The organism is Micromonospora sp. DSM 45708 (assembly GCF_039566955.1).
Taxonomy (GTDB): Bacteria; Actinomycetota; Actinomycetes; order Mycobacteriales; family Micromonosporaceae; genus Micromonospora.
Window position 1 is genome coordinate 1,688,423 of the sequence record NZ_CP154796.1, and the last position, 12,311, is coordinate 1,700,733.

The 12,311-nt window shown below is 72.9% G+C and carries 14 protein-coding genes; 9 read left to right on the top strand and 5 right to left on the bottom strand.

Annotated features, from left to right (window positions below; genetic code table 11):
* Positions 1–250 precede the first annotated feature (250 nt).
* Positions 251–958, top strand: a complete 708-nt coding sequence (locus VKK44_RS07990; protein WP_343446204.1) for an AMIN-like domain-containing (lipo)protein — start codon at positions 251–253, stop codon at positions 956–958.
* 42 nt (positions 959–1,000) lie between these two features.
* Here VKK44_RS07990 and VKK44_RS07995 read toward each other — a convergent pair whose 3' ends face one another.
* From VKK44_RS07995 to VKK44_RS08005, 3 genes are all read right to left on the bottom strand, one after another.
* Positions 1,001–1,276: a hypothetical protein gene (locus VKK44_RS07995; RefSeq protein ID WP_343446205.1), complete on the bottom strand. Its 276-nt coding sequence runs from the start codon at positions 1,274–1,276 to the stop codon at positions 1,001–1,003.
* Positions 1,277–1,323: 47 nt separating this feature from the next.
* Positions 1,324–1,755, bottom strand: coding sequence for a RusA family crossover junction endodeoxyribonuclease (locus VKK44_RS08000; protein WP_343446206.1), 432 nt, complete (start codon positions 1,753–1,755; stop codon positions 1,324–1,326).
* Between the two features lie 248 nt (positions 1,756–2,003).
* The gene (locus VKK44_RS08005; protein WP_343446207.1) at positions 2,004–2,582 is read right to left on the bottom strand and encodes a DsbA family protein; all 579 of its coding nucleotides are present in this window, start codon (positions 2,580–2,582) and stop codon (positions 2,004–2,006) included.
* 206 nt (positions 2,583–2,788) lie between these two features.
* Between VKK44_RS08005 and VKK44_RS08010 the strand changes: the two genes are divergently transcribed.
* Genes VKK44_RS08010 through VKK44_RS08025 form a run of 4 tightly spaced genes read left to right on the top strand, consistent with a single transcriptional unit; the run spans position 2,789 to position 7,120 of the window.
* A complete protein-coding gene (locus VKK44_RS08010; RefSeq protein WP_343446208.1) occupies positions 2,789–4,072 on the top strand; it encodes an ABC transporter substrate-binding protein in 1,284 nt (427 codons plus the stop codon).
* On the top strand, positions 4,069–5,064 hold the full coding sequence (locus tag VKK44_RS08015) for a carbohydrate ABC transporter permease (RefSeq protein WP_343446210.1): 996 nt from the start codon (positions 4,069–4,071) through the stop codon (positions 5,062–5,064). The genes VKK44_RS08010 and VKK44_RS08015 overlap by 4 nt, the downstream gene beginning before the upstream one ends.
* 1 nt (position 5,065) lies before the next feature.
* On the top strand, positions 5,066–5,902 hold the full coding sequence (locus VKK44_RS08020) for a carbohydrate ABC transporter permease (RefSeq protein ID WP_343446212.1): 837 nt from the start codon (positions 5,066–5,068) through the stop codon (positions 5,900–5,902).
* Positions 5,903–5,911: 9 nt separating this feature from the next.
* Complete coding sequence (locus tag VKK44_RS08025) at positions 5,912–7,120, top strand: ABC transporter ATP-binding protein (RefSeq protein ID WP_343446214.1); 1,209 nt, start codon at positions 5,912–5,914, stop codon at positions 7,118–7,120.
* Positions 7,121–7,461: 341 nt separating this feature from the next.
* On the opposite strand, the gene VKK44_RS08030 is transcribed toward VKK44_RS08025, so the two are convergent.
* Positions 7,462–8,565 (bottom strand): winged helix DNA-binding domain-containing protein, encoded by a 1,104-nt coding sequence (locus VKK44_RS08030; protein ID WP_343446215.1) that lies wholly within the window; start codon positions 8,563–8,565, stop codon positions 7,462–7,464.
* 96 nt (positions 8,566–8,661) lie between these two features.
* On the opposite strand from VKK44_RS08030, the gene VKK44_RS08035 reads away from it, so the two are divergent.
* Entirely contained in the window at positions 8,662–8,784 is a 123-nt protein-coding gene (locus VKK44_RS08035; protein ID WP_343446216.1) for a hypothetical protein, read from the top strand.
* 10 nt (positions 8,785–8,794) lie between these two features.
* Positions 8,795–9,349, top strand: a complete 555-nt coding sequence (locus tag VKK44_RS08040) for a hypothetical protein (protein WP_343446217.1) — start codon at positions 8,795–8,797, stop codon at positions 9,347–9,349.
* A 173-nt stretch (positions 9,350–9,522) separates the two neighbouring features.
* On the opposite strand, the gene VKK44_RS08045 is transcribed toward VKK44_RS08040, so the two are convergent.
* Entirely contained in the window at positions 9,523–10,014 is a 492-nt protein-coding gene (locus tag VKK44_RS08045; RefSeq protein WP_343446218.1) for a GNAT family N-acetyltransferase, read from the bottom strand.
* Positions 10,015–10,102: 88 nt separating this feature from the next.
* Between VKK44_RS08045 and wrbA the strand changes: the two genes are divergently transcribed.
* Together wrbA and VKK44_RS08055 are read left to right on the top strand one after the other, a co-directional pair.
* Positions 10,103–10,720 (top strand): NAD(P)H:quinone oxidoreductase, encoded by a 618-nt coding sequence (gene wrbA / locus VKK44_RS08050; protein ID WP_343446219.1) that lies wholly within the window; start codon positions 10,103–10,105, stop codon positions 10,718–10,720.
* Between the two features lie 127 nt (positions 10,721–10,847).
* On the top strand, positions 10,848–12,248 hold the full coding sequence (locus VKK44_RS08055) for an FGGY family carbohydrate kinase (protein ID WP_343446220.1): 1,401 nt from the start codon (positions 10,848–10,850) through the stop codon (positions 12,246–12,248).
* The last annotated feature ends 63 nt before the right edge of the window (positions 12,249–12,311 follow it).

Sequence of the window (12,311 nt, forward strand, 5' to 3'; positions counted from 1 at the left end):
CGGGGTGAGGCGGGGGCGCACCGGAGTCCGGTGGTACGAGCACCGTGGAGCTGAGTGCGGGCAGATCGGCTCGCCGTCTGGAGCCCGGCGTGGGCGTCGTGCCATGCCCGCCGTGCTCCCGCGGCGTGGACCGTTACCACTTCCGGACGGCCGGGGTCAGGGCCGGGGAGTTGCGGACCCGGTCCTGACCCGTCCGGCCCTCCGGGAAACGCCCCTGGCGTCCCGGCCGGTGACGGAGCGACACTGAACCATGACTCTCCAGCGCGTACCGCTGCTCGCCGGCCTGGTCGTGCTGCTCGCGGCGGCCTGCACGACGACCGGCCACGACGGCGCGCCCCCGGCGCCCCCGACCACCACCCCGGCCACCGCGTCGGCGCCCGCCGCCACGACGGCCGCCGCACCGCCCCCGGCCGCCACCCGACCGGCGTCGACCGACGAGGGGACCGCCGGGTCCTGGCGGGTGACCTGGGGCTGGGGGGTGCCCGGCACGTCCGCCCGGGTCACCCACCCGGTGCGGGTACCGGTCACCACGGCGCCCGGCGCGTCGCTGCCCGTCCTGGTGGCGGTGCAGGTCGGCGACCATCCCGCGGAGGGGTTCAGCCGGATCACGTTCGCGTTCCGCGGGCCCACCCCGTCCTACCGGGTCGGCTACGTGCCGCAGGTGGTGACCGAGGGGCGCGGCGCCCCGGTCGAGCTGCCCGGCACGAGTTACCTGTCGGTGCGGTTCTCCCCGGCGCAGGCACACGACGCGCGGGGCGGCCGGACCGCCGACGTCCCGCCGGCCGCGATCGGCTTCCCGACGCTGCTCGGCTGGGCCGCGGCCGGCGACTTCGAGGGGCACCTGAGCTTCGGGCTCGGCCTGCGAACCCCGGACGGCGGGCCGGTGCCGGTGCGGTTGGGCGAGTCCACCCGCCCGGACGGCGCCCACGTCGTCTCCGTCGACGTCCGGCGCGGCTGACCACCGTCCGCGCCGCCCGCGTCGGGCCGGCGTGGGTCGGGCTCAGCCGACCTCTCCCCGGACGATCGCCACCGCCACCCGGCAGAACTCGTCCATGTCCGGCTGGAACCCGGCCGCGATGTCGGGGTGCAGGCCGGCCCGGGTCTCGTCGAGCAGCCGACGGCAGACCTCCTCCACGGGCTCGCCCGAGTAACCGGCGCGGAGCCGTTCGGCGGCCGCCTGCAGGGCCGAGGTCAGCTGATCCTCCAACGGGCCGCGCAGCTTCTGCTGCACCGGATCGAGCCCGCTCGGGTCGAGCGTGACATGTGGCTCCGACATCGGGGCTCCCTTCATCGGCGTCCGCGGTACCCCACCGCGTGCGTCGGTCAAACCATCGTCGGTACGGCCGCCACCCGGACCAGGTACGAGAAGTCCTCCGCCGGCTCCTCGGCGTACGACAGCCGGCGGATCTGCCGGTCGTCGGACCAGAGCGCGACGTCGACCAGCACCCCGAGGTGGGCGAGGCCGATGGTGGACACCCGCTTCTTGTCCTGGAGCACCGCACAGACACCGCCCAGCAGGGTGCTGGCGTCGGAGGTCCGGTGCCCGGGCGGGCAGCGCATGGTCAGGTCCACCTCGACCGGGCCGGCGAGCGGGGTCCACCCGGTGCGCTGGGCCGCCGTGCAGGCGGCCTGGAGCAGGGTGCGGACCCGCGTCGCCTGCCGGTGCCCGGCGGCGAAGATGGACAGGGCCTCGGTCTTGACCGGGGGCAGGCCGCTCACCTCGAACGACAGGGCGAGAGCGCGGGTGTCCTGCACGACGGCACCTCCTCGGGGGAATCCTGCCCAACCGGTACGCGTGGAGGCGGCGGTTCCCGGGAGAACCCACCGATCGGGCAGCTGTGGGGGACAGCCGGCGGCGGGTCGACAGCGGCGGCGACGCGCGGGCCACGGAGTCAAGGAAACGCTAGTCCAGTCTCGTCCCGCCCGGTAGTCTCGCCGTTCACCTGGTGGGACGCGGTTCAGACCGCCTCACCGGCGTGCCGGCGGACGATCGTCAAACGCGGTCAGCGGCGGGCGCGCTTGAGTTCGTGGAACGTCTCCAGGCGCAGCAGCGGCAGCATCGAGTCCCAGATGACCAGCGCGTCCCCGGTGCCCGGGACCTCGGTGAGGATCGGCCCGTGGATGCCCCGTCCCGCGTCCGGCACCATGAGCACCGGGGAGCCGATGTCCGGCCCGGCCGAGGCGTACGCCAGCGCGTGCGACTCGTGCACCGCCGCGTCCCAGCGCTCCTCGTCCAGCGCGGACGCGGCGTCCGTCACGCCGGCCGCCTCCACCGCCGCCGCGACGGCCCGGTCGCCGAGCGGGTCCCCGGCGTCGTGGCAGCGCGCACCCAGCTCGGTGTAGAGACGGCCGGCGTCCTCGTGCCGGCCCTGCGCCCGCAGCGCCTCCACCAGCCGCAGCATCCGGCCGGAGGCGGCCATCGGCTCGGCGTACTCGGGGGCGACCCGCCCGTCGTTGAGGATGGCCAGACTGAACGCCCGCCACTCCACACGCAGCCCGCGGGCCTGGGCGACGGCGACGAGCCAGCGGGAGGTGCGCCAGGTCCACGGGCAGACCGGGTCGAAGAAGAAGGTGGCGTCCATCTCCCCAACCTAGGCCCGGCTGCCCGGACCCGCAGCACGGCGGTCACCGTCACGTGACCGTGATGTTTCGCTTCGTCGCAGGTCGGGCACGTTCTGCCGCACGAAACGCCCGGGGCGTCGGGCGCAGGGCCGGTGCCTCGACCGTCTCGCCGTGCGCCGGGGCACGGGTGACCTCCCCGGCTCTCGCCGAAGAGAGGGGGAGGGTGATGACGACAGTCCCCGACACGGCCGCACGGCGGCCGGCCGGACGGGTGGCGGCGGCAGCCGCCGCGCTCGCGTTGGTGGCCCCACTGGCCGCCTGCGGGTCCGGCGGCGACGGTGGCACGCCGACAATCAACCTGTACTACCCGCCGGAGCAGAACCTGCAGAAGGTGGTCGACGACTGCAACGCCCAGGCCCAGGGGCGCTACCGGATCAGCTACCGGGTGCTGCCGCGCGAGGCCGACGAGCAGCGGGTGCAGATGGTGCGACGGCTCGCTGCGCAGGACAGCGGCATGGACGTGCTCGGCCTGGACGTCACCTGGACCCAGGAGTTCGCCAGCGCGGACTGGATCCGGGAGTGGACCGGCCAGGACAAGGCCGAGGTGGAGCAGGGGACGCTCGCCGGCCCGCTCGACACCGCCCGGTACGAGGACAAGCTCTACGGAGCGCCGAAGAACACCAACGTGCAGCTGCTCTGGTACCGCGCCGACCTGGTGTCGCAGCCCCCGAAGACCTGGGACGAGATGATCTCGGCGGCCCAGCAGCTCAAGGAGCAGAACAAGCCCTACCGGGTGCTCACCATGGGCGCCCAGTACGAGGGCCTGGTGGTGCTCTACAACACGCTGGCCGAGAGCGCCGGCGGCAAGATCCTCAGCGACGACGGCAAGAAGGCGGTGATGGACGCCGGCACCGTACGCGCGCTGGAGCAGCTCAAGACGTTCGCCACGTCGGGCGTGACCTCACCGTCGTTCAGTAACGCGGTCGAGGACCCGGTCCGGCTGGAGTTCCAGTCCGGCGGCGGCGCGTTCCAGGTGAACTGGCCGTTCGTGTACCCGGCCATGCAGGAGGCCAACCCGGAGCTGGCCAAGGACGTGAAGTGGGCGCGGGTGCCCGGCATCGACGCGAACACCCCGAGCAAGGTCACCATCGGCGGGGTCAACCTGGCGGTCAGCACGTACTCGAAGCACCCGACCGAGGCGTTCGAGGTGGCCCGCTGCCTGCGTAACGCGGAGCACCAGAAGTTCTCCGCGGTCAACGACGGCGTGCCGCCGACCATCGAGTCGGTCTACGACGACCCGGAGATGGCCGAGGCGTACCCGATGAAGGAGACCATCCTGGAGGAGCTGAAGGAGCCGGCGGTGCGACCGCTGACCCCGGCGTACCAGAGCATCTCCACGGTGATGTCGGCGATCCTGTCGCCGCCGTCGGGGATCAACCCCGAGCGGACCGCGGACGAGCTGCGCAAGGCGATCGCCGACGCGCTGGAGTCGAAGGGTGTCCTGCCATGAGCGTGAACGCCACTCCGGCTGGCGCGGAGGCCGCCGCCGAGGCGGAGCAGCCGGCCGGCCGGCACGCCGCGGTGCCCGCCCAGCGGGCCCGCCGCGGCGCCCGCGCTCCGCTGAGCGACAACAAGCGGGCCGAGCGGCGCCTGGGCTGGTTGCTCTGCGCGCCGGCCGCGCTGGTCATGGTGCTGGTCACCGCCTACCCGATCCTGTACTCGGTCTGGTTGTCGTTGCAGCGCTTCGACCTGCGGTTCCCCGACGAGCGGAAGTTCGTCGGGCTGGAGAACTACGTCACCGTGCTGACGAACGACTTCTGGTGGACCGCGTTCGGGGTGACCGCGCTGATCACGGTGGTGACCGTCGCGGTCGAGCTGGTGCTCGGCATGGGCCTGGCGATGATCATGCACCGGACCCTGGTCGGCCGGGGCCTCGTCCGCACCGCGGCGCTGATCCCGTACGGCATCGTCACGGTCGTCGCGGCGTTCTCCTGGCGGTACGCCTGGACGCCGGGCACCGGTTACCTGGCTAACCTGTTCGACGGCAGCGCGCCGCTCACCGAACGGGCCAGCTCCCTGGCGATCATCATGCTGGCGGAGATCTGGAAGACCACCCCGTTCATGGCGCTGCTGCTGATGGCCGGGCTGGCGCTGGTGCCGGAGGACCTGCTCAAGGCGGCCTCCACCGACGGCGCGACGGCGTGGCAGCGGTTCACCAAGGTGATGCTGCCGGTGATGAAGCCGGCGATCCTGGTCGCGCTGCTGTTCCGCACGCTCGACGCGTTCCGGGTCTTCGACAACATCTTCGTGCTCACCAACGGCGGCAACGAGACCTCGTCGGTGTCGATGCTGGCCTACAACAACCTGATCCGGGGTCTGAACCTCGGCATCGGCTCCACGATGTCGGTGCTGATCTTCATCACCGTGGCGATCATCGCGTTCGTCTTCGTGAAGCTGTTCGGCACCGCTGCTCCCGGCAGCGACGATGGGGAGAGGCGCTGACATGGCCGTGGAAACCACCACGCGGGCGAAGCTGCGCTGGGGCGTGCTGGACGTCGTGGTCGTCGTCTTCGCGCTGGTCCCGGTGCTCTGGATCGCATCGCTGTCGTTCAAGACGCCGGCCACGCTCACCGACGGCAAGTTCTGGCCGCGGGAGTGGACGCTTGACAACTACCGGACGATCTTCGACACCGACCAGTTCGTCCGGGCCCTGATCAACTCGATCGGTATCGCGCTGATCGCCACCGCGGTCGCGGTGGTGCTCGGCACGATGGCCGCGTACGCGATCTCCCGGCTGGATTTCCCGGGCAAGAAGCTGCTGGTCGGGGTCTCCCTGCTGATCGCGATGTTCCCGCAGGTGTCGCTGGTGTCGCCGCTGTTCGAGATCGAGCGGCAGCTCGGCCTCTTCGACACCTGGCCCGGCCTGATCCTGCCGTACATCACGTTCGCGCTGCCGCTGGCGATCTACACGCTGTCGGCGTTCTTCAAGCAGATCCCGTGGGACCTGGAGAAGGCGGCGAAGATGGACGGCGCCACCCAGGGCCAGGCGTTCCGGCGGGTGATCGCCCCGCTGGCCGCGCCGGGCGTGTTCACCACGGCCATCCTGGTCTTCATCTTCTGCTGGAACGACTTCCTGTTCGCGATCACGCTCACCTCGACCGAGCGGTCCCGCACGGTCCCGGTGGCCCTCCAGTTCTTCACCGGCGAGTCGCAGTTCGAGGACCCCACCGGGGCGATCTGTGCCGCCGCCGTGGTGATCACCGTACCGATCATCCTGTTCGTGCTCTTCTTCCAGCGCCGCATCGTCTCCGGCCTGACCTCCGGCGCAGTCAAGGGATAGGTGGTAACAGTGGCTGACATCGTGCTGGACAAGGTGAGCAAGCGGTTCCCGGACGGGACCACCGCGGTGCGGGACGTCGACCTGGAGATCGCCGACGGCGAGTTCGTCATCCTGGTCGGCCCGTCGGGCTGCGGGAAGTCCACCACCCTCAACATGATCGCCGGGCTGGAGGACATCAGCGACGGTGAGCTGCGCATCGGCGGCGAGCGGGTCAACGACAAGGCGCCCCGGGACCGGGACATCGCGATGGTCTTCCAGTCGTACGCGCTCTACCCGAACATGACGGTCCGGGAGAACATGGCCTTCCCGTTGCGCCTGGCGAAGATGGACAAGGAGACCGTCAACCAGAAGGTCGACGAGGCCGCCAAGGTGCTGGAGCTGACCGCGCTGCTGGACCGCAAGCCGGCGAACCTCTCCGGCGGCCAGCGGCAGCGGGTGGCGATGGGGCGGGCGATCGTGCGCCAGCCGAAGGCGTTCCTGATGGACGAGCCGTTGTCGAACCTGGACGCCAAGCTGCGGGTGCAGATGCGCACGGTGGTGTCCCGGCTGCAGAAGCAGCTCGGCACCACCACGGTCTACGTCACCCACGACCAGACCGAGGCGATGACGTTGGGCGACCGCGTGGTCATCATGCGGGGTGGCGCGGTGCAGCAGGTCGGCCCGCCGCAGGAGCTCTACGACCACCCGCGCAACCTCTTCGTCGCCGGGTTCATCGGCTCGCCGTCGATGAACTTCGTGCACGCCGCGGTGGAGGACGGGAAGCTGCGGACCGCGCTGGGTGACGTGCCGATCGGCGAGCGGGTGCGCCGCGAGCTGGAGGCCGGCGACGCGCCCCGCGAGCTGATCCTCGGCATCCGGCCGGAGCACTTCGAGGACGCCGCGCTGATCGACGACGAGACCCGCCGCCGGGGCCTGGAGTTCGAGGCGCCGGTCGACATCGTCGAGTCGATGGGCTCGGACAAGTACGTCTACTTCACCGTGGAGGGGGAGCGGGCCACCGCCGCCGAGTTGGAGGAGCTGGCCGCCGACGCCGGCGCCGCCGACTTCGCCGGCGCGGGTTCCAGCCTCGTCACCCGGTTGTCGGCGGAGTCGCCGGCGCGGGAGGGCGAGTCGCGCCGGGTGTGGTTCAACCTGGAGAAGATCCACCTGTTCGATCCGGGCAGCGGGCGCAACCTGACGCTGCACGAGGGCCGGGCGGCCGGCGCGCTCGCCGACTGAGCGCTCCCGCGCGGAGGGGCCGGCGGCGGGTGCCGTCGGCCCCCTCCGCCGTCTCCGGGCGGACGCGCCCGGTTTACACACGGTGACCGTTGGCGCGGCGGTGGGTTTCCACCGCCGCGCCCCTTTGCTCTGCAGCCTCCGACGCAGCACTGACGCTGCGTTCCCTGCTGCGTCCGTGGTTGCAGAGCAAAGGGCACCCCGAGGTGTCCCGTCGGCACCGGGGAAGAACCCGATGACGGCTGGTCAGCGACCCGAACGCGGAAGCGGCGGCGCTGCGGGGTACCGGAGCGGGTCGGGCACTCCGTGTGACCGTTCGGTGGGCAGCACGACGAGCGGCAGTGTCACCAGGAGTGACGCAGCGCCAGCCCGAGGAAGCGGGCGTACCGGGTCAGGGCCGCGTCGACCCGGGCGCGCAGCTCGGCATCGAACGGGGTGAGCTGCCGCACCGTCACGGTCACCGCCGTCGCCCCCAGCGTCCGTTTCCAGGTGCCGACCACCCGGCCGCCGCGCACCACCGTGGACTGGAACATGCCGTTGTTGCCGGGCACCACGGCGGCGGCGTGCCCCGGGTCGAGCATCAGCGAGCGGTCCCGGTAGCCGAGCAGGTACTCGTCGAAGCCGGGCAGTGTGTGTAGGTCGTCGACCGGGCTGCGGGGGGCGTCGAGCAGCGCCGCGTCGACCACGGCCGGTTCACCGTCGACCTCGACCGGGGCGAGGAGGTCACCGGCCAGCGCCAGCGCCCGGGTCGCGTCGGTGACCGTCAGGCCGCTCCACCGGGCCAGCTCGTGCCGGGTCACCGGGCCGTGGCCGCGCACGTAGCGGTGGGCCAGCAACGCCAGCGCCTCGTCCCGCTCCGGGCGGTGCGGGTCGGGTGCCCACTCGTCGAGCAGCGCGAACGTCTGCTCGGTGCCGACGTGCGGGGCGATGCAGGTGATGCCGCGCTGGCTCGCGTACCAGAGCAGGTGGTAGCCGCGCTGACCGGTGGTGTCCAGCCCGGCGGCGCGCAGCGCGGCCAGGCACTCGCTGCGGGTCAGCCGGCCACCCCCGCTCAGCGCCGCGCCGAGCACGTCGCCGGCGTGGTCCCCGTCGGCGAGCGTCAGCCCGAGCTGCCGCCACCTGGCCGCCGCGCCGGCCAGGGCCCGGACGCCGGTCACCGCCAGCATCCAGTGCGCGTCCCGCGCCGGCACCAGATGGACCGTGCCGCGCATCGGCCAGGTGCGCAACGCCTCGCGCCGCTCCAGCGCCGCGTGGACGTCGTCCCGGGTACGGGCGGGCAGGCGTACGCCCAGCGACCACAGCCCGCTGGCCGCGTCCTGCGCCTGCATGGCGCCGAACCACTCGACCACGTCGGCCACCCGCTCCAGCCGAGCGACCGGGTGCGGGCGCAGCAACAGGCTGGTCATGCGCAGCGCGAGCGCCTCGGCGCGGGTGAGGCGTACGGTCACGGCGGCCTCCCGTCGACTAGGTGGACGGTCAGCTTAGGAGGAGGCCGCGCAGCGCGCCGCGGCTACGTCCGGGCGAACAACCTCGACCATGCGCGGTTGCAGAGCTTCATCGAAGGTGGGCCCGGCATCCGGGACATCACCCGGCAGGGCATCGTGAAGGAGGTCTACATCAAGACCGCCAGCGGCTGGATCCATTGCATCGCCGGGTCCTGTAGCTAGGGTTTCCGACATGGCGATCGAGTGGCACCTCAGGGTGAACCGTCGGTTCACCCTCCACGAGGCCGTCGATCTCACGCGCGTCCGGCTGGCCGACCTGCTCGGCCAGCCGGACGCCCCGCCGCCCGTCCGCGTCGTCGAGGCGTCCGCGGAGCGCCGCCGCGGCGGGCCCGCCGTGCCGCTGCGGGCGGACGCCCTGGACCGCGTCGCCGAACCCGCCGGCCTCGCCGCCGACATCGACTTCTTCCTCGAGGTTCCCGAGTGGAACGCCGGGGCGCTGCTGAGCCTCAGCGAGTTCCTTCCGGGCGTCGACGACCCGGAGTCCGGGGTGTTCGCCTGGGTGACGTCGCAGCGCGATCCCGCCTCCCAGGTGCTGAGCATCGCCGCCTGCGTCGCGTTCGCCGAGTGCGCCGACAGCGAGGTGGTGGACGAGTACGGCTATCTCGCGAAGACCCGGACGAACTCGCCCGAGGCGCTTCTCTACCAGCTCCGGGTGACGTCACCTGTCGACTCGTTCACGGCCGCGACGGCCCTGGTCCTCAGCCGCACCCGGCTGCGTCGGCGCTGAACACCGGCACCCCTGATCGCGCTACGCCGGCGCCGTTGCCGACGGAGCGCGATCCCCCGTTCAGGCTCCCGGCGCGGGGCGGCGGTCGGCCGGCGCCGGTCTGACCAGGATCCCCGGCACGAGCGGCCGGGAGAGCGGTTGCCCGCCGAACTTGCGCAAATCTTGAGCCGTCGTCACACCAGCCGGCGGTGCATCACCAACAGGTCGACGTACCCCTGGCTGGGGTGCCGGAAGCCCTCCGGCACCCGGCCGACCACCTCGAAGCCCAGCGACCGCCACAGCCGCACCGCCCGGGTGTTGCTGGCCACCACGGCGTTGAACTGCATGGCCCGGTAGCCGTCCGCGCGGGCCACGTCCAGCACGTGCTCGGCGAGCGCCCGACCGACGCCGCGGCCCCCGGCGGCCGGGGCGACCATGAAGCCGGCGTTGGCCACGTGGTCGCCCGGGCCGGCCTGGTTCGGCGCCAGCTTCGCCGAGCCGAGCACCGTGCCGTCCGGGTCGACCGCGACCAGGGTCCGCCCGGGCGGCGTCGCCATCCACAGCCGGCGGGCCTGCTCCTCGGTGACGTCGCGGGGCCAGGTGTACGTCTCGCCGGCGGCCACGATGTCGTGCAGGAACGGCCAGATCAGGGGCCAGTCGGCCGGCGTCGCGGTACGGATCTCCACCGGACGAGCATGGCACGCGCGGCGTTTGACGCGGCAAACAACGGGTAGTCGCCGGAGCTCACCGGCGAATCGAGAAGGAGAAGCTCTGATGGATGGCCAGGTCAAGGTCGCGGTGATCTACTACAGCGCGACCGGCATCACCTACCAGATGGCGCAGGCGGCGGTCGAGGCGGCAGGGGAGGCCGGTGCCGAGGTGCGCCTGCGCAAGGTGCGTGAGCTGGCGCCGGACGAGGCGATCCGCTCCAACTCGGGCTGGCAGGCGCACCGGTTGGAGACGCAGGACGTGATGGAGGCCGAGCCGGACGACCTGTCCTGGGCCGACGTCGTGATCATGGGGTCGCCCACCCGGTACGGCATGATCGCCGCTCAGCTCAAGCAGTTCATCGACACCACCGGCCCGCTGTGGGCCAACGGCCTGCTGGCCGACAAGGTCTACACCGGCTTCACCTCGACCGCGACCTCGCACGGCGGTCAGGAGGCGACGCTGCTGTCGCTCTACACCGTCTTCTACCACTGGGGCGGCGTCGTGGTGACGCCCGGCTACACCGACCAGAGCCAGTTCGTCGCCGGCAACCCGTACGGCGCGTCGCACACCAGCAACAACGGGGAGATCGCCCCGGACCACGTCGCGTTGGCCGCCACCGCGCTCACCGCGAAGCGGGCCGTGCTGACGGGGGCCGCGCTCAAGCGGGGCATGGCCGGCTGACCGTCGCGGCACGCGGGTGACCGGTGACCGGACGGGGGCTCTCGAACCCGTCCGGACCACCGGTCGTCCTTCGCCTACCCCCGATCGGCCACGGCATGCGCGCCGACGCCGGGTAGGTTGACCGGCGATGGACATTCTCGCTCTGGACCTGGGCACCTCGTCGGTACGCGGGCTGGTGCTGGACGCGGACGCCGTACCGCGTCCGGGCGCGCTGGCCCGTCGCAAGGTGCACCTGGCCACCGGCGACGACGGCGCCGGGACGCTGGACGGCGCCGGCTACCTGGCCTGCCTGGTGGAGTGCCTCGACGAGCTGGCCGCCGGCGGCCACCTGCGGGAGGTCGGGCTGGTGGCGACGTCGGCGCAGTGGCACTCGGTGCTGCCGCTGGCCGCCGACGGCACCCCGTCGGGTCCGGTGCTGACCTGGCTGGACACCCGACCGACGCCGCCCGCCGGGGCCGCCGGCCCGGCCGACCCGGACGACTTCCACCGGCGTACCGGCACCTGGTGGCACCGCTGCTACTGGTCGGTGCGACTGCCGTGGCTGCGGGAGCGCGCGGGCGACGCGTCCCCGCGGTTCGCCGGCCTGGCCGAGTACGTTCTCGGCGCGCTGCTCGACGACGCGCCGATGTCGGTGTCGCTGGCCTCCGGCACCGGCCTGCTCGACCTGCGCCGCCTGGACTGGGACGCGGAGGCGTGCGCGCTGGCCGGCGTACGCCCGGAGCGGCTGCCGCCGCTGGCGCCGGAGGGCTGGCACGGTCGGTTGAACCCGGAGCACGCGCGGCGCTGGCCGCAGCTGGCCGAGGCGCGTTGGGCGGCGCCGGTCGGCGACGGCGCGGCGTCCAACGTGGGTTCCGGGTGTGTCGACGAGTCGCGCGCCGCGGTCACCGTCGGCACGTCCGCGGCGGTCCGCATGATCCAGGCCGTGCCGGCCGGCGCGGAGCTGCCGCCGCTGCCGGACCAGCTCTGGCGGTACCGGGTCGACCACGACCACGTGGTGACCGGGGCGGCGTACTCCAGCGGCGGGAACCTGTTCGCCTGGGCGAGTCGCGAGTTGCGCCTGCCGGAGGGCGCCGAGTTGGAGGCCGCGCTGCACCGGGTGGCCGGCGGCCGGGCGCTGCGGGCCAATCCCCGCTTCGGCGGCGACCGGCCACCGGGCACGGCGCCGGCCGGGTCGGGCGAGCTGGGCGGGTTGAGCTTCGGCACCACCGCTGTCGAGCTCCTCGCCGGCCTGATGGGTGGGCTGTGCCGGCTCGTCGCCGACGACCTCGCGTTGCTGGAGGCCGGTCTCGCCGACCCGATGGAGGTGGTGCTCGGCGGCGGCGCGTTGACCGCCTCGCCGTGGTGGCGGGCGGCCTTCGCCGAGGCGCTCGTCCCGCGTACGGTGCGGTGGCAGCGCAACCCGGAGATCGGGGGGACCGGTGCCGCGTTGGTGGCTCTGGGTCGGGTCCCGGCGGCGGCCGGCATCGGCGGCGTCGGCGGTATCGGCCGGCCGGACGCCGACGACCCGAGCACCGTCCCGCCGCGCTGACCGTCCTGCTCATGCCGTCCGGGCGGGCGTTGACACCGCCCGTCGGCCTGGTTGGATGGATCC

Coding starts and splice junctions, on each gene's coding strand:
- VKK44_RS07990 (WP_343446204.1), top strand. CDS start 251: ATGACTCTCCAGCGCGTACCGCTGCTCGCCGGCCTGGTCGTGCTGCTC.
- VKK44_RS07995 (WP_343446205.1), bottom strand. CDS start 1,276: ATGTCGGAGCCACATGTCACGCTCGACCCGAGCGGGCTCGATCCGGTG.
- VKK44_RS08005 (WP_343446207.1), bottom strand. CDS start 2,582: ATGGACGCCACCTTCTTCTTCGACCCGGTCTGCCCGTGGACCTGGCGC.
- VKK44_RS08010 (WP_343446208.1), top strand. CDS start 2,789: ATGACGACAGTCCCCGACACGGCCGCACGGCGGCCGGCCGGACGGGTG.
- VKK44_RS08015 (WP_343446210.1), top strand. CDS start 4,069: ATGAGCGTGAACGCCACTCCGGCTGGCGCGGAGGCCGCCGCCGAGGCG.
- VKK44_RS08020 (WP_343446212.1), top strand. CDS start 5,066: ATGGCCGTGGAAACCACCACGCGGGCGAAGCTGCGCTGGGGCGTGCTG.
- VKK44_RS08040 (WP_343446217.1), top strand. CDS start 8,795: ATGGCGATCGAGTGGCACCTCAGGGTGAACCGTCGGTTCACCCTCCAC.
- wrbA (WP_343446219.1), top strand. CDS start 10,103: ATGGATGGCCAGGTCAAGGTCGCGGTGATCTACTACAGCGCGACCGGC.
- VKK44_RS08055 (WP_343446220.1), top strand. CDS start 10,848: ATGGACATTCTCGCTCTGGACCTGGGCACCTCGTCGGTACGCGGGCTG.